This is a genomic window from Actinomycetota bacterium, from assembly GCA_012837825.1.
Lineage (GTDB): Bacteria > Actinomycetota > Humimicrobiia > Humimicrobiales > Humimicrobiaceae > Humimicrobium.
In genome coordinates this window covers 56914-78185 of record DUQM01000015.1, presented here as the reverse complement: position 1 = coordinate 78185, position 21272 = coordinate 56914, and the positions used below count along the sequence as shown (strand labels likewise).

Below are 21272 nucleotides of genomic sequence, written 5' to 3'. Positions count from 1 at the left end.
TTTCAGCAGATTTTTAATAAGATTATTTATGTATCTTCCGGCACCCATCCTGGTTCCGAAATTTAATACTGTTGAAACTTCTATTCCTATTTTCATGAAAATTTCATTATTTTAAAAACTGTTTTATAATCTGTCGATGAATTCGTGAACACTTATCGGTTCTTTTTCAAGCTTGTTGTGAAGCTTGGACGTCAGGATTTTCTTGTCGAATTTTAGTTTGGTATTTTCAAGACTTTCCAGATAGCTTATATATTCCATATATCTGCTGCTGCCTGTAATCACAAAAAGTCTCTGATAAATTTTTATAAGATTCTCGATCGAAAATACAGGTTCGTTTGTTATGATATCAAAGAAGTTCTTTTCACCCCAGTAATACTTTATTATCTCATCATCATTTACAAGTCTTTGCAGCTGTATCATTTTTCTCTGCTTCAAAAGATGGTTTCTGCTTTTTCTGAAATCAGAAATTATCCTTTTTGATGTGTGCTTCATATTTCTGTCTTTTAAATTTGACTTCATTATTCTCATTTCTGTCGGAAGTATCCTGTCGATTGTTCTCTGCTCACAGTTCTTAAAAAGCATTTTCAGAAGATTAAGTCTTTTGTAATAGTAAATGGTCTGAAAAGCAGTTGATTCTTCCCTGAAGTTATATGCGTACTTGTGATAGACAACAGATTTCGGACATGACCTGAACCTGTATCCGAGCAGGTTTGCCCTGTAGCAGAAATCAAAATCTTCATAAAATAAAAAGAAATCTTCTTCTACAGGCCCGACTCTCGAGGGTTTAAAATAATCCGTTTTAATGAAAGCACATGTAAAAGACAATCCGAATATTTCTTCAGGAACATCATACTGATGCAGGTCAAGCTGTCCGAGTCCCTGATAACCGTCGTAAAGAGAAGTATCCAGGTATGTTCCGACGCTTTCAATAAAATTACGCTGATATGAAAATTTAATCTTTGGCGCAAGACCTGCTACATTATCATCAATTTTTTCCGCTTCATTTAAAAATTCCTCAAGCGCAGCGGAATCATAAACCACATCAAATCCCGATATCAGAACATACTTTGTGTCTATTTGTTTTAAAGCTTTGTTTATTGCTCTGCCAAGACCTATGTTTGAATCGTTTTCGATTATATTTAAATCAATACCATAAAATTCGTCATATTCCTCTCTGCCTGTCATATTGCTTGAAATATCTTTGTCAGATTTTTTCAAGTAGAAGTTTTTTATGGTGCGGATGGTTTCATTTGTGCTTCCATTATCAAAAAGCAGAACTTTAAAATTTTTAACAGTCTGGTTTTTCAGAGAGTCAAGGCACTCGGAAATGCATTCTACGGAAGAATTGTAATTAACTATAAGAACAGTAAGGGCAGACGTGTTTGCCGGTAATACATTATTATAAGTAGTTTCTTTATCGTTATAGGCAGTTCCTTTATCATTATGAGTAGCTCCTTTATCGGAAAAATTTGCGTTTTCGAGTACCAGATTATGCGTTCTCCCGGATTTCCTGAAAAGAGAGTCATATTCGTCCACGGTTCTTTCCCAGGTGAATCTTTCCGATGATTTAAGGCCGTTTTCTCCCAGTTTTTTTATAAGGCCGGGATTTTTTGAAAGTTCTATAAGTTTTAAAAGAAATTCTTCCCTGCTGTTTACAAGATATCCGGTGATGCCATCTTCCATTATTTCAGGATGCGCCCCGATTTTATAGCAGATAGCCGGCTTTGAAAAAGTCTGGGCTTCAACTACCGGAAGGTCAAAGCCTTCCCATTTCGTACATGTGGTGTATATATCGCTTGCAGAATAAATAACAGGCATCATTTCAAAAGGAGCATTGGGAATTACGCATATCCCTTCATTTCTTAAAGCTATTTCATCGTTTCCGGAACCGAATCCGACCATCAGAAGCTTTAAAGAATCATTGCTTTTTCTTGCTTCCCTGAAAATCTCCCTAAGTTCCCCGGTGCCCTTATATGGCTGATTAACAGGATTCAGCCTTCCCACATATAGCATCAGCACGTCACTTTCCGGGATATTCAGTTCCTGCCTCAGCTTTACGGCTTCTTTTTCAATCCTGTCTTTTTCGCCCAGCTCATTTTTGTAATGGTCTGCTCCCAGATATATGCAGGATGACTTGTTTTTTAATGATTTCGGGATTTTGCCGTTAAGAAATTCAGATATACTTATTATTTTAAAGCTGTTCTTAAAATAAAAATTATTCTGGGTAAAATCCATATATCTGAAAAATAGTTTTCTTCTCAGACTCATGCCTTCAGTGGAGACCACCCCGTAGTTTATTGAAATAACAGGTTTTTCAAGCACCCCTGCAAGGCTGTAATATGGAAAAGTATTGATTATAAAAAGATCGCTTTCCTGATTATTGAAGATATGCCTGAGTTCCTTTGTTTTTTTCTCAAGCTCAATGACATTCGAGCCAGTCATTCCGGGAATAATGTTTATATCATAACAAGCTCTTTTCCTGTATTCATCATCAGCCCGGGTGCAGAAAACATTGCAATCGTAACCTCTACCTGTAAGTCCTGAAGCAAGTTTGTCGACTACAAGTTCCACACCATGTCCGACAAGCATTTTTTCAGTAATAAAAGAAATTTTTTTAACCATTTTTGAATTTATCATGTTAGAAGTGATAATTTTCTCCATTTTAACATTAATTATTGTTTAAAAAAAATTGTTTGTTATAATTTATATAAATTTCAAACCTTTTATTTTATCTTAATAAACTTGTTATGAAAGATATTTATTCATATCCGTTAATTACCGTTTCAATCGTCAACCTTAACGGCAGTAATTATCTGAAAGACTGTCTTGAATCGCTAAAAAAGCTTAACTATCCGACAGAGAAAATTGAAATAATTATTGTTGATAATGGTTCCAATGATGATTCTGTTGAATTTGTAAGAAATAATTATCCGGAAGTAAAACTCATTTGCAATAATGGTAATCTGGGATTTGCAAAAGCAAACAATCAGGCAGCTGCAGAAGCAAAAGGAGACTATGTTGCTTTTTTAAATAATGACACCAAAGTTGATGAAAACTGGCTTATAGAACTCCTGAGACCTGTCTACGGCTCAGATGAAATAATCTGCTCAGGCTCCAAAGTACTTTCTTTTGACGGTAAAAGTATTGATTTTGCGGGCGGCATGATCAATTTTGAAGCAAAGGGTTTTCAGATTGATTACGGTAGGCCAAAAGAGAAAGATAATCATAATATAGAAAGATTTCTTCCTTTTGTAAACGGGGGAGCCATGCTTGTCAAAAGAGATGTTTTTCTGAATTCGGGCGGATTTGACGAGGATTTTTTTGCCTATTATGAAGATGTGGATCTTGGATGGAGACTCTGGGTTCTGGGTTATAAAGTAGTATTTGCCCCTGATTCAATTATTTACCACATGCATCACGGGACATCAAAAGCTTTCAGCGATGACAAACTGAGATATCTTAAAGAAAGAAATGCCCTTATATCTCTTTATAAGAATTACGGGGAACAGAGTCTTTCTGCCATTCTTGCTGCAACGTTTTCCAATATTTTTGCAAGAATATTTACCGATTTTAAATTTGATTATAAGAGTTATTATAATTTCGACATAAATGATAAAAAATCAAGCGAGCTTTCAAAAAAAATAGGTGATAAGATCAGGCAGCTTGAAATAGATCCACAGCCTTTGAGTTCCCTGATGGCGGTGAAAGATTTTCTTGACAATATAGCAATACATAAAGCAAAAAGAGATTTTATTCAATCAAACAGAAGAAGAGACGACAAGGCATTATTTACCTATTTCAAAGGACAATTCCTTTCAGTATCCGGTGATGAAAACTATCAGAAACAGCAGATAAACATGCTTTCATCTCTTGGCATCTATGATATTTTTAACAAGAAAATAAAAAGAACCATCCTTCTTGTCTCGGATGAAGTAATAGATAAAGAAATGGCCGGTCCGGCTATAAGGATATGGAATTTTGCAGAAGTCCTTTCCCGCTACATGCATGTAATAATAGCAAGCCCTAACAAACCTGACCTCCCTGATATGGAATTTGAGATAAGCTGGTATTCTGATGACATTTCCCTTGGAAAACTCGTTGAAAGAGCTGATATAATTCTATGCGGCGGAACTTCTTTTAACAAATTTAAGAGCCTGAAAAGGAAAGACAGGTTTTTAATCCTTGACATATATGACCCTTATAACCTTGCAACCCTTGAAGAATACAGCTCAAAGCCCATAAAGGAAAGAATAGGGATTCATGAAGAAGTAGTAAAAACTATAAATGAGCAGCTTTACTGGGGAGATTTCTTTCTCTGTGCTTCAGAAAGACAGAGAGATTTCTGGTTGGGAATGCTTGCTGCCTTAAACAGGATCAACCCGATTACTTATTATGCAGACAGCACATTGAGAAAAACAATAGATGTCGTGCCTTTCGGCCTTCCTGACAGTAAACCTGTTCATACAACAAAAGTATTGAAGGGAGTTGTTGGCGGAATCAGGGAAGATGATTTTGTGATTATATGGGGCGGAGGAATATATAACTGGTTTGATCCTCTTTCGCTTATAAAGGCAATGAAACTCATAAGTCTGGAAAGGGATGATATAAAATTATTCTTTATGGGAGTAAAGCATCCCAATCCCATGGTAAAAGAGCTATCCCTTGTCGGTGAAACGGTAAATCTTGCAAAGAGCCTTGGAATTTTCGAGAAAAATGTTTTCTTCAATTTCGGCTGGGTGAAATATGATGAAAGACAGAATTATCTTATGGAATCTGATGCAGGAATAATCACACATCCTCTTCATATAGAAACAAGATTTTCATTCAGGACAAGAGTTCTTGACTATATCTGGGCAGATCTTCCGGTAATATCGACAGAAGGTGATTTTTTCAGCGATCTTATAAAAACAGAAAAAATCGGTCTGGTTGTAAAGGAGAAAGATCCACAGGATATTGCCGAAGCCATAAAGAAAATTGCTGATGATAAAGTATTTTATAAAAGCTGTGTAGAAAATATTTCCCGTATTGCCGATGATTACAGGTGGGAAAAAGCATGCAGCCCGCTTGTAAAATTTTGCATGGATCCTGTTATAAGTGCCGTTAAGGATACCGAAGGGCAGTCTTTTGAAAAAGATAACTGCTCCGCAGCATCACCGGGAGGCAGAAAAAGATGTCTTATATCAAGTTTTTTTTACCATCTTTCCAGAAGCGGACCGAAAAAAACTTTTAATTATGTTTCAAACTATTTAAATCGTAAATAGCATTACTGCCTGCATTAAAGACATATTAAAAAAATCCGGATCTGAAAATAGGAAGATTATATAATCACAAAATCACAGCATTAAATCAGGGATTTTAATAAGGCTATTGCAGATACCATAAAGTATTATATTACGCTTCCTTTTGAGGGGATTCCTTGCTTTCTGTCATCTCAGCCTGTTTTCTTTTTCTGTCCATGTATGGTCTTAGAGCATATATTATTCCGCCTATAATACCCGGAACAAGTATCATGATGAGAACAGCTATTGAAACTATGGTTGCTATGTCCTTCGGGCCGCCAAGAGCGCCGACAAGCACTACAAAAGCGCCTTCTCTGACTCCTATGCCTCCTATGGATATTGGTATCATTGTAAGTATTGAGCTTATCTGTATTATGAATATATAGGCTATAAGGTTTAGCTGGGTTATCCCGAAACCCTGGCTGCAGAATGAAGAATTAAGAGTAAAAGTAAACTGCAGAAGCATGCTCAGAATAATAGTCACAAGCATAATAAGCTTGAATTTCCTGAAATCTTTGAATGTATTATACATTTGTCTCAGCTTGTCTTCCCATTTGTGCAGAAATCTTAATTTCCTGAAAACTTTGTTAAGCCTGAAGTAATCAGGGAAAAGCATAATAAGGATTACAAGAACCGCCAGTATAAAAAATGTAAGTATCATCACTATAAGGATGTTGTTTGAAATATTCCATTTTCCCATCTTGAATTCAACATGTGAAGTCCTTAAGAATCCTACTGCAAGAGCGAAAACCAGATATATTATTGAGCTCACGACTCCTGTGGTTCTTTCCATCAGCACGATTGAAGCAGCCTTCATGCCTGAACTGTTTTTAAGTCTGGAAGTGTCATAAATCCTGTAAACATCTCCGCCGATAGAGGTTGGCAGGAAATTGTTGAAAAAATATCCGACAAGATAGGAACCGAACAAAAAAGGCATGGAAGCTTTTATCTGCTGTGTCTTCAAAAGAATCTGCCATCTCAGGACAAGAAAATAAATACCGAGCCAGTACATTAAAAAAGAAAGTCCTATCATCCAGAAATTAACCTTTGTCCTGGAAATATAGGAAATGATTTCCGAAAAATTGCCGAACTGGGTTTTAAAAAGGAAGAATAATATACCTACGCTTATTAAAATCCTAAGTGCGATAAAAATCCTGTTTTTTAACTTTTTTTTGTCTATATTCAAAAAACTACCGATACCTTTTAATTTTTACCAAAAAAATATTTCCTTAAAAACAATCAGTAAATTATAAAACAAAAGCCATATAAATTAAACAGACATTATTTTCTTGATTTTACGACTTTTGCCGGCATGCCTACCGCTACTGAATATTCAGGTATGTCTTCATTCACCACAGCCGCCCCTCCGATTATTGAGTTTCTCCCGATGGTTACTCCGTCAAATATAAGGGCTTTTGCCCCGAACCAGCAATTTTCGCCCACATATATTCCTTTGCAGATGGTATCCATTTCAGTTGCCGGTTTGTCTGCGGAATCATAAACATAGTTGCCTGCCACAAAATAAGTGTAAGCCGCGATCATTGTATCTTTTCCTATTTCAATCTTTTTGCCGCTGAAGATATCACAGTTAAATCCAAGATTTACATTCTCCCTTAAGATTATATCGCCGTCCTTACAGCTTAAAATAGTGTTTCTTCCCAGAAATACGCCATCTTCAATAACTATTCCGCCGTTAGTATTACCTTTTGCATCAAGCATGCAGTTATCATCAATTACTACATTATTTCCTATAATTATTTTATTCGGGTGCCTGAACATTATATTTTTACCGAAGCTGACTCCTTTTCCGACCTTTTTAAATAAAAATCTGTAAAAAATACCTCTTAAAAATATTCCTGCGGCTCCGGGACAGCTTGCAAAAAGGCCGGTGATTATCTCATATTTCAGAAAGGCAAAAAATCCGCGTTTTCCTACAAAAAAGTCGCAGTATTTTTTGAATTTGGAACCTCCCGGTTTTGTAAGCGATTTTGATCTTACTTTTTCATCTATTTTTTTTATTTCATTGTCTTTATCTTCTGAAGTGCTACTGATTATCTTATTTTCCTCATCCATATTGCAGCCCCCTGAGTTTTGTTTTTTAATAGCCGAAAAAACTTACAGTATTTGAATTATCATGCGGCAATAAGTTATTATCTGTAAATTTTACCGATTTGCTTTAATTATTTTAAATATTAAGTAAAATATTAATTTTAGTGACTGATTAATGTATTAATTATATTTGCTAATAATAACATAAATTATAATTTGTCTTAAATTCAGAAATAGTAAAATAAATGGCAAGAGCAAAAAATTTTTTTAAAAAACTCGGTTGCATTTTTATTTCACCTGAAATCACAAACGACGGGAGATCTTTAACTCTTTTTTACAAATATTTTCTTGGAGGCATATTTATCAGGTTTCTTTTTATGCCTTTCTTTTTTCAGAGAGACCTTCTTTCAACCTATCAGAGAGCAGCGGATACGGTTTTCAATGGAAACATAGGTTCTGATTTTCAGCAGCTTATAACAAATATAATACATTCTGTTTATTTTCTGCTGTCAAAAACCATCTTTCCTTTCATTAATTCATATAAAGATATTCTGCTGAATCAGGATACGTGGGTTTCCTGGGTTGAATTTGTAAAAAGCGATAATATTTTTATTATACTTGCCATATTCAAATTTTTATATTTTATTTTTGACATAGCCTGCATATTTGTAATCCTGAGGCTTTTTTATGACGGAGACACTCGGAAAAAATTAAAAATATTCAAGTACTGGATGTTCAACCCCATTGTAATTTTTGTACTTTATCTTTTTGCAAGACATGACACAATCGGTCTTTTTGTAACGCTTCTTTCTTTTCTTCTGGCAAAGAAGAAAAGAAAATACTGGGCTGTCCTTGTCCTTGCCATTGCAGAGGCTATAAGATTTTTTCCGATAATGGTTCTTCCGATTCTTATAATTTATCTTGCTGAGAAGAAAAAAGATTATATGATTATGGGAGCGATAGGTCTTTCCGGCCTGATTGCAATTGAGGCAGTATCATATATTGCATTCGGGAAAAGCGTTATATTCTCCCTGCTTAATGCGGAACATTTCAACTACATTATTTCATCCAAGCTTGAGCTCATAGTTCATGACCGGATTTTTATATTCCTGGTTGTTTATACTGTACTGATTCTCAGCTTCATAAAACTGAAAAATAAATCCTTCGATTTTTTAATGTCGTACTGTGCAATGATTTATCTGTTATATGTGGCGCTTTCATACTTTCATCCGCAGTATCTTTTATGGAGTGTTCCTTTTGTTTTATATGTTGCCGGCAAACAGAAAAATATGTACTATTTCCAGTGGGTACAGTTCTTGTTTCTGGCAGTTGTTTTCATTTACTGGGGAGATCTTATAACAAAATTCCTTTTTGCTTCATTTGATCACAGATTTTTCATTTATCTGCCCGGACCCATACCTCTTATAAACAGGTTCTATGATCCGGCAAAATTTGTGAATATATTCAGGAGCATATTTACGGGAATTACCCTGTGGATGGTTTATCTTATTTATTTGTTTAACAGGAAAACTTCCAGAGAAAATGAGCTGTCTGACAAAACAGGATTATAAAAATATATAAATATGAAAATACCGGAAAAAATAAAAAATAAAAAATTGTATTTCAGGCTCATGCTTCTTGCAGTATCGGCAATTGCAATAATGCTGCTTGCTACTTCATGCACCAAAACATTATTTCTGCCCGGTGTAAGCCTCGGCTATTTTATCTGGGAAGATGATAGCGGGAAAATCAATATTTCCTGGAGTTCTGACAGGAAAAAAATAAATTTCACAGGATCTCTTTCCACTGACGGGGTATTTGACAATATTGAGAAATCAGCTTTTGAAGAAAACGACAAAATAATAATATCGGAGAAAGCTCTTACATTTGACTGCATCTTAAATGAAGATGATTTCACGGACGGCATTTCTTTTGACTGCAGGGACTACAGCTATATAGAAATCAGTTTGAAAATAGACGGCAATGCTGATTTAAACAGGATAAACATAGGAAAATTTTTAAATTCACCCGGGAAAGATAATTTTCGAATAGGCCCCGGCTATTTTAAAGATTTAAAGACAGTTCCATGGTTTAGAAACCATCCGTTTGTGGAATTCTTTAAAAAATTGTACTCCAACAAATATCTTACTTTTTTTTATATCTTCTTGCTGGGAGTAGTACTGATTGAAATACTGAGAATAACAAAATTCAGGCCTGTAAAAAGAAAAGGACTTTCCATATTTATCTCATATATAGTGCTTCTTATCATAGATTTTGGATTTCTGGTTTTTTTGTGGTATGTAAATGGATATTAAGAAAGATATAAAATCAATTTTAAATGTTTTTCTGATGGTTATAATTGCAATTGCAATAATAGGCATCGGACTTTTTATCTCATATAATTTCCTCATAAGACTCAGTCCCAATTTTGAAGACAGGACTCTTAATTATGTCAGAAGCCTTTCTCCTGCAGAGTTAAAGCCCGGCGGAAAAATAACTATTGAACTTGGTTATTTTAATACGGGAAGAAGGGAAGTTAATGATATCCATATTGAATTTCCAATTCCGGAGAATACAAAAATAAATGAAGGTGATTTTTCAGGAGAGTATTTTGAGGAAGGAAACAAACTTGTATTTGAGGAACCGGTTATTAAAAGAGATGAAGGCAAAAAGATACAGATTGTTCTTGTAGCTGACAAACCGCTTGACAATGGCATGGAAATAAAAACCCCGTCTGTTGAAATGAAATATAAATTAGGCAATGAATCAAAAACTATTATTCTTGGTGAAGAAATGACTTTTAAAATCACCAGTTCTCCCAAAATGAATTTAAGCGGGATATCTCTTAAAGATAAAGACGGAAGCGATTTGAGAATAGGGGATACTTTAAATATTAGTTTTAATGCTTCAAACAAGGGAGACATGAATGCGACGGGAGTAAGAGTTGAAGCTCAGATACCTCAAAAAACAGAGATTATCAAAAACAGCATATCACCAAAAGAATTTGAACTGAAAAGCAATAAAATAATATGGGAAATAGGTAATTATGAAGCAGGTAGCGAAACTTCTTTTTCCTACAGTATCAGAATCCTTGAGGGAGTCACCATGGATGAAATTCTGGAGCATTCAGCAAGTCTGACAAGTGAACAAAACGACAATCTTCAGGTTTCGGCGGAATCAACGGTCAGTCTTTTCCCTGAGTTTGATAATTCGGTAGTTACTCTTTCGGATAAGAATGGAGAATATCTGTGGGCGGGAGACATCATAAGCTCAAATATGACTATAGAAAATACAGGCGATGTATGGGCGGAAGATGTGATAATTACCTGTCCTGTTCCCCAGTATACCTCATATGTTCCCGGAAGCGCAAAATGCAGCAATGCAGAAATAATTGAATCCTCTGATGAAGGGATAATTTTCAGGATAAAGAAAATAGATGTCGGTGAAAAGAAAGAAGTCAGCCTTGATTTTCAGGTTTATTCCGGTATGACAAACGGAGGTACAATAGAAACGGATTTCAGCTTAAGTTCAAACGGGACTGATTTTAAAGTAGAGCAGGCAGAAATAGGCATAAAAGCCAATTTCAAGGTCACAATAGTCTGCATGGGGGACTCTCTTATTGCAAGGTCAAACTGGCCGCAGATACTGGGGAGCATGCTGGAGGCAACTTATCCGAGAAGTGATTATAGCATTATTGCAAGCGGCATTTCCCAGGAAAATGCTTCTGGAGGATTTCACCGTTTTGATTCATCCGTTGCCGGTTACAGGCCGCATATAGTAATAATAGGCTATGGTACAAACGATACCGGCGGAGGAACTGAAAAGTTTAATTATTATTTAAACGGGCTTGTTGGAAAAGCAAAAGCAATCAATGCAACGGTTTTCCTTGAAAGCATAGGTTACATAAATACTTCGATAGAGCCTTCGAAAAAAGACTGGCCGTATTATCAGAGAATCATTTATAATGTCGGAGCTGCAAACGGAGTCCCGGTGGTTGATATCTGTACGCCTCTTTCAAGGGATCCGGGACGTTATGTGCTTGACTGGGTTCATTATACCCCTGAAGGCTCAGCAGTAGTTGCACAGACTATTTTTAATTATGTGGTTCAATATCTGGACGGATACGGTATGAGAAAATAAAAAGATTATAAATCCGTTCTTTTCCTTTGAAATTTTATACTATTTATATTTTAATTGAGTCAGTAAAGTCAAAAGAATGGTTTCAATTATTTAAGAAGGAAAAAGTTGTATAAAATCTGGATAGCCAAAATTTTCTATTATCTCTTTTACGCTTTTATCTTTTTTATTGCCCTTATTATATTCATTGAGATTTTTGATTACAGGTTGCTTGACGGCAATTTTGGAAAGAAAGTCATTGAAATAATAAGCAGGCTTCAGTTTTAATCAATGATTTCCCTGACCGCATAAGTTGGTTTTCCGGAAGCTTCATGATAAGTCCGCATAATAAGCTCGGCAAGGATGCCCATTGTTATTAACTGCACTCCGATAAAAATCATGAAGATAGACAATGTAAAAAGAGGTCTGTCTGCAAGGGACATTTGAAAGAACAATCTCATAATTATCAGGTATATGGTAATTATGAGGCCGGCAGTCCCGGTGAAAAGACCCAGCAGGCCAAAAATCTGTATAGGTCTTTGCGAATAGCTTAGAAGATATTTAATGGTTATAATGTCCAGAATAACCCTTATGGTTCTGGAGATACCGTATTTTGATTTGCCGAATTTTCTGCTGTGATGATTTACTTTTACTTCTGCGACATTAATTCCCATCCAGCTTGCAACTGCCGGAATATAACGGTGCATTTCACCGTAAAGCTCGATATTCTTGATCACATCCCTGCTGTATGCCTTAAGAGTGCATCCGTAATCATGTATATGGACTCTGGTGAGTTTTGCAATAAGCCAGTTTGCAATTACAGAAGGCAGTTTTCTTGAAATTGTCTTATCCTGTCTTTTTGCTCTCCATCCCGACACTATGTCATATCCTTCTTCCATTTTTCCAAGAAGAAGCGGTATGTCTTTCGGATCATTCTGAAGGTCTGCATCAAGAGTGATTATTACTTCTCCTCTTGCATAATCAAAACCGGCGCTCATGGCAGGAGTCTGGCCGAAATTTTTTCTGAATCTGATGATCTTGTAATTATTGTTTTTTTCGTGGATTTTCTTTAATTCCATAAAACTGCCGTCACTGCTTCCGTCATCTACAAGTATTACTTCGTAGTTTTTTCCGATTCCCGGAAGAACGGCATTTAAATTTTCATAAAGATGTTTAAGACTTTGTTTTTCATTATATACAGGTATTACCACGGAAAGATATATCTCCTCTTTCTCGTCGTGAAAACTGCAGGCTTTGACCATTCTCTGATTTTTACTCATATAATTTTCCATCTTTTAAATTTTTTTCATACCATAATATAAATTTTCCAAGCCCTTCCTTAATTGATGTTTCAGGCCTGTATCCTATTATTTTTTTTGCCTTTTCTATATCTGCAAAAGTTGTAAAAACATCTCCCGGCTTCATTTCTTCCATTCTGATTTCAGACTTTCTGCCCGAAATATCCTGTATAAGCCTTACAAGATCTGCCAGCTTTGTCGGACTGGAGTTGCCAAGATTAATTATTTCATATCCATTAACCCTGTCAATGCAATTAATGATGCCGTTTACGACATCGTCTATGTATGTATAATCCCTGCTGGTTGAACCGTCTCCGAAGACAGTCATGCTCTTTCCGGAATATAACTGTCTTGTAAACTTGTGTATCGCCATTTCCGGTCTCTGACGCGGACCGTAAACTGTAAAAAATCTCAGGCAGTATATGGCAAAACCATAAAGATGATGGTAGTTATAGCATAAAAGTTCGCCGGCTTTTTTTGTGGCTGCATATGGCGAAACCGGTTTGTCTACGCTGTCTGTTTCAGAAAAAGGCACTTTTTTATTTCCGCCGTATACGGAAGAGGAAGAAGCAAAAAGCATCTTTTTTACATTGTGGGTTTTCATGCATTCAAGAAGATTTATCGTACCTTCTATATTTACCTTTTCATAAAGAAGCGGATTTTCAATTGAAGGTCTGACTCCTGCCATTGCTGCAAGATGGATGACCATGTGAATTTCATTGCCGGAAAAAATTCTATCAAGCAGTTTTTTGTCAAGTATGTCACCCGGGATGAGGCTAAAATTCTTATTTTTCAGACTGCAGCTTATATTGTTTTCTTTGATAAGCGGATTATAAAAATCATTGAAATTATCCAGACATAAAATCCCGGCGCCATTTTCCAGCAATCTGTCAGTAAGACTTGAGCCTATAAAGCCTGCCCCGCCTGTTACCAATATATTCAATAAACAAACCTCTTAAATAAGTATATTTAATTAAAAAAATCAGGTAAAATTTATAATATTACTTTTTAAACTTTTTGTTTTTGGTTTTTCAGATATTTTTTAGCTATTATACATTAAATAGTATTTTTTTATAGTTGTCAGTCTTTAATTATATTTGTTTTTTAATTAAATTAAAAAAATAAAAACAGTTAGAAAAATGAAAATCAAAGAGTACTTCAGTAAAAAATCCAATATATTTACCTTTATATTTCTTTTGCTTATCTGTGTTCTCGGTTTTGTGCTCAGGGTCAGGAATCTCAGCTATCTGTCGCTCTGGGGAGATGACGGCCACACATTCATAGGAACAGTCAGCATTCTTAAACATGGTTATCCTCTTCTTCCTTCAGGGAATGTTTTATGGCATGGCATTTTTGATTATTACCTCAAGGCGCTGCCCTCTTTTTTTCTGGGAACAAGTGAATTTTCTCTAAGAATAGTAAGTGTTTTTTTCGGCACGGGAACAATACTTGCAACATATTTTTTCGGGAAAGAGCTTGCAAACAGGTTTGTAGGACTCCTTGGAGCTTTTATAATTGCTTTTTCCACATGGTATGTGCAGTTTTCAAGAGAAGCAAGATACTATCAGGATTATCAGTTCTTTTATATGCTATCATTTCTTTTCTTTTATCTGGGTTTTGTAAAAAACAAAAAGCCCTTCAGGGTGCTTGCGGTAATTTTTATGGTGCTTACCCCGCTGGTTCATGGTGTAGGCATAGTGCTTATACTTCTTTTCATTCTGCTGCTTTTTTACAAAGGTAAAAAATTCTTTAAAAAAGAAACAATAATTCCGCTTGTTATAGTTTTTGTGCTTGACGCAGCACAGATAATCAACCAGGTTTTTTTCTGGAAGGTAGGAAGAAGTTTTTATTCCGAAGGTACAGGCCTGCGTTCAATGACTAAAGCATATTTTCAGATACCCGATCCTTATTATTTTAATGTAATAAAACTTATGTTCCCCGGGATGTTTTATGTTTTTATGGCAGGGATAGTATTTTTTATAATTTTTTCAATAATAATTTCCATTAAGAAAGAGGCGGCAGAAGACAATTATCTTGAAAAAGAAAATTTTATAAAATGGGGGAGGTTAAGATGGCCCTATAATTATTTTCTGATACTTTCAAGTTTTATCCTGTCTGTTATATTTATTTCCCTTGGAAAGATGTATGGCCAGCAGAGGTATGTATATTTTCTTATGCCGGTTTTTGTAACCGGTTTTTCTTATACCGTCTTTCTGTTTTCACTTTTTTTAAAGAAAATAATCACAGGCTTTTCAAAAGCAAAGTCAGAAAAAGCAGGAGCGGTAATTCTGGCAGCAGTATTTGTTATTTCTTCAGCACTGCTTGTAAATGGAATAAAACCCCGGGAAGCAATATCCCTGCCTTACAGGCCGCACAATGAGAAGTTAAATATTTTTTATTCCATTTCCAACTCCTGGTCAGTCCACTGGGATGCGGCAACGGCAGGGAAATATGTGGCGGAGCACGCCGGGGAGGACGATATAATAATTACAACTGACATATACAATTCTCCTCCTTATACGGGCAGAGTGAATTACTGGCTGTGGACCGGCAATCTTGTTTCCTGGGCTCCTTATCATAATGAAAGCGGCAGGATAATCGATGATACTTATGGAGTGGAGCTTTTAAGAAGTCCCATGGCTTTTTTTAATATCCTGAATGAAAATACAGATAAAAATATATGGGTGATTACCTCAAGATCCCTGTTTACCAAAGAGCATGTGGATCCCTTAATCCTTGATGTCCTGGAGAAATCCGGCCAGTATCAGGTGCTGACTGCAAGAGATGATGTATCAAGACTGTATTTCTTTCCTGTCACAGACAGGGATGAGAGAATACTGCTTTCAGATGTTTTCCAATCTGACAATGCTCATATTATAAGTCTGAAAGAAAGCGGTAAAATATTTTTTGATTTTACAAACAAAGCCGCTGAAAAATATCTGGTTTATGGTTTCAGCCATGTAGAAGAAAACAGCGGGACATGGGCGACAGGGCTGATATCTGTCTTATTTTTAAATATCGATGACACAAATGCGGATTACAAACTGACAATAGAGTCCAGGCCGCTTCATAATGGCAAAAGCAATCAGAGAATAAATATTCATATTAATGATGAAAAAGTATCTGATTACAAATATGAAAGCATCGCGGAATTTGAAAAAACCGAATTAATACTAAAAGGGACTCTTTTTAATGAAGGATTTAATGTTATGACTTTTGATTATAAATACAGCACCACTCCCGCAGAGCTTGGAATCAGCAATGATTCAAGAAGCCTTTCTGTTTTCTTTAAAAGCATGGAAATTCAAAAACTTGAATAAAATCGGATAAAAACATTTGTTTCGTTCCTGTTTTTGATTTTATTTTTAAAAGCTGATAATTTTGGCATAGATTTAACTAAAAGCGGAGGTACGGGTTTTTGCGTAAATTTTTAATTATTTTTTCATATATAAATATTATCCTTTATTTTATTCTTTATTCATTGTTTGATTATATGCTTGGGAAAATTCCCTTATCAGGAATGCCGGGTCCGGCAATAACAACCATAAAGATATTATTTCTTATTGCAGCAGGGTTCTGTCTTGGCATTGTAATATCGATTCTAAGAGGCCACGAAGGAATGAAAAACTGTTTTGACTACAGGATATTCTTAAAGACCGGCATACTGCCTTTTATACTTCTTATATTGTCAGGCGGACAGATAACCAGTCTTATCATCACATATTTTTTTGGGGGCAGCAAGCAATTGTCGGAGCTTGCTTTTTACCTTTTTTCACGAGATATCATTTGGGCTGTCTGGCTGGGAATATCGCTGGGAGTTTCGGTTAAATTGAGATTTAAGCGTCAGCGACAACTGAGAATTACTGATACCTGGGAAGTCAGGCAGTAATATAGCTGGTTTAAAACCGTTCGATATTTTAAAAGATCAGCCACTTTTTATCTTTATTTGTTATGTAAAATTTAAATAGAACGGCTATCCGGGTTATGGATATTATTGATTATTTCTGAAATAAATGCAGCAGCTTCCTTACGCACTACCGGCTTATTTATGATGAATATTATTAATTATTCCTGATATAAAAATACAGGTCCCCAGTCATCCCCCGGGATATCTGTCAGTTTCCGGATATCCGAGCCGTCAAGATTCATTATATATATTTCATCATTTCCCGTTATATCGCTGTAAAAAGCAATAAACTGATTATCAGGAGAAATGCAGGGCTGGACATTATATGCCGGATTGTCGGTAAGTTTCTTCAGCCCGCTTCCGTCAGAATTCATTATAAATATTGAAGAAAAATTTTGTTCATAACCGGCAAAGACAATATATTTCCCGTCTTTTGAAATACCGGGAACTCTTTTTCTTATCTGAAAATCAGAAACTCTGCTTATATCTGAACCATTGTAGTTCATGAAATAGATATCTTCATTGCCTATGGAACCGGATTCATATATTATTTTAAACTCAAAAGGATGGGCGAATGGGTGCCAGTCATCAATACCCGGACTGAAGGTAAGCCTGATCTGATTTGTTCCATCTGAATTCATTCTGAATAACTCCCAGTTATTATCAATATACACTTCGTAAAAAATATATTTTCCCTCAAATGTCATTGTAGGAAATCCACTTCGGTATCTTCCGTTTGTGAGCTGTTTTTTTTCTGAACCGTCAGTATTCATGCTCATAATCTGCCAGGTTCCGTTTATGTCTGAAGTATAAAGGATTTTGGTTCCATCCGGATTTATCTGGGGATACATGTCGTTTGAAGGATTATCTGTAAGCTGAGTCAGTTCCGATCCATCAATATTCATTGAAAATATATCCTCATTACCTGTTCTTGCCGAAGTAAATACTATTTTCTTTATGCTGTATTGTTTCTCTTCCGTACCTGCGACGATGTTTTCCTGAAAAGATTTCTTTAAGACCGCCCAGCCCCGGATTTTAACAAAACCCTGCACGATTTCAGAGGTTATATTATTATCAACAGAAATAACGGCAGTCTGATCTTTTCTGCTGCCTGCAGATTTTAACTCAAGGATGTTCTCATAACTTTCTCCATTTGCCGAAACTGCATAGCAGTATAAAGAATTATCTGTTCCGGGCTCGAATATATTTGCAGGAAGCAGAAAATTAAAGCCGCTGTTCAGATATGCAGGATTGCCTGTTGATGCCGCCACATCTTCTCTTGCTGCCCCGAGCGAAGCATTTCCGACTTTTTTCCCAAAACCTTTTGGGCCATTCAGGTAAAGTTCTATTGCTGAAATCCCCGGCGAATCAGGAACCGAAGCATTAACTGCCCACCCTCCTATATTTGTTTCCTGTTCGACAATGCTGCCGTTTGCGGGAGTATCAATAAAAAATTTTATATTTGAAGATTGCAGGCGTTCACCCGGCACTGTTATGGTTTCTCTGGCATATTCCCATCCGGAGCCTGTAATATATGCATAAACATAAAAACTATGGGTTGTACCGGGCTCAAAGACATATCCGGTGCTGTCCCAGGAAAGCTCAAATCCGGATTTTGAAAATTCTCCTCCATACATGCTTTCAGTTTCAGGAGAAGCAAGTCCGTATTCTGCTTCGCCAAGAAAAATTCCCCCGGCTTCTTTTGTGCCGTCAAGGTAAACTTCAATTTTTTCTATGGACATATCTTCTTTTTCAGGCCCGGCAGCAGTTGTCTGTCCGGAAGTGGCTGTATTCCCATCAGTGCCGGAAGTTGTCCGGGTAGTGGTGATTATTTCTTTCCCATCGTTGATTGTTCTGCCGGACGGAGAAAGAAAATTAAAGGCAAAAACAAGTAAAAGACTTAAAGCCAGAACAAAAAGTATCGTAATTATTATTGCTGTAGTCCGCATCCTGTATTATTTCCGAAAGGGCTTTCTTAAACATAAATTTGCATTTTAATTTTAAGTAAATATATAATAAATGAAAGCTTAAGGCAAATTAATACTATTATAAAGCCATCATAAAATTTAAGGAAATCAATGAGCAAGGTCGTTCTTTTCGGAATGAGTCCTCTCCCGTTTGAAAATGAAAAAAAAGCATATGGAACGGGAATAAGAACTTGGCAGTTCTTAATGCCTCTTTTGAGGGAAAATCATGAAGTGTGCCTTATCTCTTATGCAATTCCTTCAGCATTTGACAGTGATTTCAAAAGCGTGCTGAATAAAAAAAAATCATATGACGGCAGGTCATTTTTAAATCACATCATATCTCCACAGGATTTTGAGGATATCGGTTTATTGTCAGGTCTTGTTTCGGATTTCTCCCCGGATGTCATAGCGGGAGCAACATTTTACCCAAGCTTTGCAGCTTCGGAAACAGTTCAGTTTTTAAGAGGGAAGGCAGATTTACCGTTTTGGGCCGACCTGTTCGGACATGTGATGGCCGAAGGACAGGCAAGAGCTTTTATAGATGATTCAGATGAATGCCTTTTTCATTACTGGAACAAAGAATACAGCATTATAAGAAATGCAGATATACTTTCATGTGTCTCAGGCAGACAGGCTTATGCAACAATTGGCGAGCTTGGAGCAGCGGGAAGACTAAACAGAAAAACTTCCGGATATGAATTTACAAGAGTAATACCCATAGGGATACCGGACGAGAAATATGTTCATGAGAAACGGGTTTTCCGCGGAACAGGTAAAATCCGGGATGATGATTTTGTAGTTTTATGGACCGGGGGTTTTAATACCTGGACAGATGTGGATACTTTATTTCAGGGACTGACATCAGCAATGAAAATAAATCCGAAAATAAAATTTGTTTCAACGGGGGGAGAAATACCTGAACAGGATATTACCACCTATCCTCATTTTAAGGAACTTATAAATAAAAGCGCTTTTGAGGAAAACTTTGTTTTAATGGGTTGGATAAACGGAAAAGATGTACCCAATTATTACTTTGAAGCAGACATTGGAATAAATATAGACAGAGATATTTACGAGGTGAAGCTGGGAAGCAAGAGCAGGATACTTGACTGGATGAGGGCAGGCCTTCCTGTTCTTTCATCCAATGTGTGCGAACTTACGAAAATAATGGAAAAAGAAAAAATAGGTTATACCTTCAAACCGCATGATCCTGAGAATCTTTCTGAAAAGCTGGTTGAGCTTTCATATAAAAAAGAAGAGCTTAAGAAAACAGCTCTCAAAGCAAAGAATTATGCCTCCGATTATTTCAGCTTTGCTGAAACTTCAAAACCTTTTACGGAATGGGTGCTTCATCCGGGTTTTGCTCCTGACAGAAATACGGAAAAACGGATTTTTTTTGAAAAAGAAGAAGCTCTTAAAAACTGCGACAAAATTATAAAAAACCAGTCAAAAATGATAAAAGAAAAAGACTCAAGGATACAGGAGCTTGAAAGTATTGCAAGCAGAAACCCGCTAAGAAGAATATACGGATATTTTAAAATCCTGAAAAGAAAAATAAGAAAAACTTAAAAACTTATGGAAAATAGAATACTTATAGTTGTTGTGACCTATAATAGTGAGAATTTTATTGAAAGGTGTCTTTTCTCAATAGCAAACCAGAATTTTAAGAATTTTACTTTGTTTGTCATCGATAATGCTTCAACTGACAAAACTGTTGAAATAGTAAAAAATTACAGAAATGCGGAGAGCAGAATCCCTCCCTCAAATTTCAGATTCATAAAACTGAAGAAAAACAAAGGTTTTGCCGGAGCGATTAATTTTGCTGTCTTTAAAAGTTTGCCGAAAAGAAAAAATATTGAAACGGAATTTGATTATATTCTTTTAATCAATCCCGACATGGTTCTTGACGACTATTCAATTCAAAACCTCATAAATATCTTTCGCGGGAACAAACGAAATGACGGCTATGATTCTCATGGCGGCAGGAGCAGCAATATAGGGGCTGCAGGCGGACTTATCCTTGAATATGACAGTGATAGTGTGCAGAATCTGGGGGGATATATGCTGCCAAACTTTGTGACCTATCACAAAGAACAAAATGACAATATTGATATTGGAAAAATAATAAATAATGATGCTTCCTATCTGGATTCTCTTGAAAAAATCAATCCTGATTATGTAACAGGAGCTTTTTTTATGACACCTTTTGATTTGTTCAGGAGTCTTGGGGGATTTGACAGTGGTTACAGACCGGCTTACTTTGAGGAGCTTGATTACTGCCTCAAGGTAAAAAGGCTGGGTCTTAAAATAATTGCTGAACCTTCTTCAGTCACAAGGCACTTTGAGGGTGCTTCAAGCAGAAAGTTTTCAAAAAATTTTTATTACTACTATCATAAAAACCGAATAAGGTGCGCAGTCATTAATTCGTCTTTTGCAGGAATATTTAAAATCTTTTTTTTGCTTGAACCGAAGTGGCTTAAGACAATGGCAACCAGAGACCAGGCAGGCCCTTTAATAAAAGCATATCTTATAAATTCGGTTTTCTGTCTGTTAAATCTTTTTATCAAGGCCGGAAATTCACTAAGACTGTATAAAATAAAAAAGCTATACTTATCTGTATGAACCAATTAAAAAACATTTAATTATTTTAATTAAT

Annotated in this window: 15 protein-coding genes; 9 read left to right on the top strand and 6 right to left on the bottom strand. The window is 36.0% G+C overall.

What is annotated here, in order from left to right; translation table 11 throughout:
• Window positions 1-123: 123 nt before the first annotated feature.
• Window positions 124-2622 (bottom strand): glycosyltransferase, encoded by a 2499-nt coding sequence (locus GXZ93_01525; protein ID HHT78471.1) that lies wholly within the window; start codon window positions 2620-2622, stop codon window positions 124-126.
• Window positions 2623-2747: 125 nt separating this feature from the next.
• Between GXZ93_01525 and GXZ93_01520 the strand changes: the two genes are divergently transcribed.
• Entirely contained in the window at window positions 2748-5261 is a 2514-nt protein-coding gene (locus GXZ93_01520; protein ID HHT78470.1) for a glycosyltransferase, read from the top strand.
• Between the two features lie 130 nt (window positions 5262-5391).
• On the opposite strand, the gene GXZ93_01515 is transcribed toward GXZ93_01520, so the two are convergent.
• Together GXZ93_01515 and GXZ93_01510 are read right to left on the bottom strand one after the other, a co-directional pair.
• Window positions 5392-6465, bottom strand: a complete 1074-nt coding sequence (locus tag GXZ93_01515) for a flippase-like domain-containing protein (GenBank protein HHT78469.1) — start codon at window positions 6463-6465, stop codon at window positions 5392-5394.
• Between the two features lie 95 nt (window positions 6466-6560).
• Window positions 6561-7352, bottom strand: a complete 792-nt coding sequence (locus GXZ93_01510) for a hypothetical protein (GenBank protein HHT78468.1) — start codon at window positions 7350-7352, stop codon at window positions 6561-6563.
• A 221-nt stretch (window positions 7353-7573) separates the two neighbouring features.
• Here GXZ93_01510 and GXZ93_01505 point away from each other — a divergent pair, with 221 nt between their 5' ends.
• From GXZ93_01505 to GXZ93_01490, 4 genes are all read left to right on the top strand, one after another.
• Window positions 7574-8899, top strand: coding sequence for a hypothetical protein (locus GXZ93_01505; GenBank protein ID HHT78467.1), 1326 nt, complete (start codon window positions 7574-7576; stop codon window positions 8897-8899).
• Window positions 8900-8911: 12 nt separating this feature from the next.
• Window positions 8912-9643, top strand: a complete 732-nt coding sequence (locus GXZ93_01500) for a hypothetical protein (GenBank protein ID HHT78466.1) — start codon at window positions 8912-8914, stop codon at window positions 9641-9643.
• Window positions 9633-11468, top strand: a complete 1836-nt coding sequence (locus GXZ93_01495) for a hypothetical protein (protein HHT78465.1) — start codon at window positions 9633-9635, stop codon at window positions 11466-11468. The genes GXZ93_01500 and GXZ93_01495 overlap by 11 nt, the downstream gene beginning before the upstream one ends.
• 105 nt (window positions 11469-11573) lie before the next feature.
• The gene (locus GXZ93_01490) at window positions 11574-11732 is read left to right on the top strand and encodes a hypothetical protein (GenBank protein HHT78464.1); all 159 of its coding nucleotides are present in this window, start codon (window positions 11574-11576) and stop codon (window positions 11730-11732) included.
• Here GXZ93_01490 and GXZ93_01485 read toward each other — a convergent pair.
• Together GXZ93_01485 and GXZ93_01480 are read right to left on the bottom strand one after the other, a co-directional pair.
• A complete protein-coding gene (locus tag GXZ93_01485) occupies window positions 11729-12667 on the bottom strand; it encodes a glycosyltransferase family 2 protein (GenBank protein ID HHT78463.1) in 939 nt (312 codons plus the stop codon). The genes GXZ93_01490 and GXZ93_01485 overlap by 4 nt on opposite strands.
• 49 nt (window positions 12668-12716) lie before the next feature.
• Window positions 12717-13685, bottom strand: a complete 969-nt coding sequence (locus GXZ93_01480) for an NAD-dependent epimerase/dehydratase family protein (protein ID HHT78462.1) — start codon at window positions 13683-13685, stop codon at window positions 12717-12719.
• Window positions 13686-13881: 196 nt separating this feature from the next.
• Between GXZ93_01480 and GXZ93_01475 the strand changes: the two genes are divergently transcribed.
• A complete protein-coding gene (locus GXZ93_01475; GenBank protein ID HHT78461.1) occupies window positions 13882-16062 on the top strand; it encodes a hypothetical protein in 2181 nt (726 codons plus the stop codon).
• Window positions 16063-16160: 98 nt separating this feature from the next.
• Window positions 16161-16631, top strand: a complete 471-nt coding sequence (locus tag GXZ93_01470) for a hypothetical protein (protein HHT78460.1) — start codon at window positions 16161-16163, stop codon at window positions 16629-16631.
• A gap of 176 nt (window positions 16632-16807) precedes the next feature.
• Here GXZ93_01470 and GXZ93_01465 read toward each other — a convergent pair whose 3' ends face one another.
• Window positions 16808-18598, bottom strand: coding sequence for a DUF5050 domain-containing protein (locus GXZ93_01465; protein ID HHT78459.1), 1791 nt, complete (start codon window positions 18596-18598; stop codon window positions 16808-16810).
• 129 nt (window positions 18599-18727) lie between these two features.
• On the opposite strand from GXZ93_01465, the gene GXZ93_01460 reads away from it, so the two are divergent.
• Both GXZ93_01460 and GXZ93_01455 read left to right on the top strand, forming a co-directional pair.
• On the top strand, window positions 18728-20185 hold the full coding sequence (locus GXZ93_01460) for a glycosyltransferase family 4 protein (protein ID HHT78458.1): 1458 nt from the start codon (window positions 18728-18730) through the stop codon (window positions 20183-20185).
• A gap of 6 nt (window positions 20186-20191) precedes the next feature.
• A complete protein-coding gene (locus tag GXZ93_01455; protein HHT78457.1) occupies window positions 20192-21238 on the top strand; it encodes a glycosyltransferase family 2 protein in 1047 nt (348 codons plus the stop codon).
• Window positions 21239-21272: the final 34 nt, after the last annotated feature.

Excerpts from the sequence above, each read along its gene's own strand:
- GXZ93_01525 (HHT78471.1), bottom strand. The coding sequence starts at position 2,622 with ATGGTTAAAAAAATTTCTTTTATTACTGAAAAAATGCTTGTCGGACAT.
- GXZ93_01520 (HHT78470.1), top strand. The coding sequence starts at position 2,748 with ATGAAAGATATTTATTCATATCCGTTAATTACCGTTTCAATCGTCAAC.
- GXZ93_01510 (HHT78468.1), bottom strand. The coding sequence starts at position 7,352 with ATGGATGAGGAAAATAAGATAATCAGTAGCACTTCAGAAGATAAAGAC.
- GXZ93_01505 (HHT78467.1), top strand. The coding sequence starts at position 7,574 with ATGGCAAGAGCAAAAAATTTTTTTAAAAAACTCGGTTGCATTTTTATT.
- GXZ93_01500 (HHT78466.1), top strand. The coding sequence starts at position 8,912 with ATGAAAATACCGGAAAAAATAAAAAATAAAAAATTGTATTTCAGGCTC.
- GXZ93_01495 (HHT78465.1), top strand. The coding sequence starts at position 9,633 with ATGGATATTAAGAAAGATATAAAATCAATTTTAAATGTTTTTCTGATG.
- GXZ93_01475 (HHT78461.1), top strand. The coding sequence starts at position 13,882 with ATGAAAATCAAAGAGTACTTCAGTAAAAAATCCAATATATTTACCTTT.
- GXZ93_01465 (HHT78459.1), bottom strand. The coding sequence starts at position 18,598 with ATGCGGACTACAGCAATAATAATTACGATACTTTTTGTTCTGGCTTTA.
- GXZ93_01460 (HHT78458.1), top strand. The coding sequence starts at position 18,728 with ATGAGCAAGGTCGTTCTTTTCGGAATGAGTCCTCTCCCGTTTGAAAAT.
- GXZ93_01455 (HHT78457.1), top strand. The coding sequence starts at position 20,192 with ATGGAAAATAGAATACTTATAGTTGTTGTGACCTATAATAGTGAGAAT.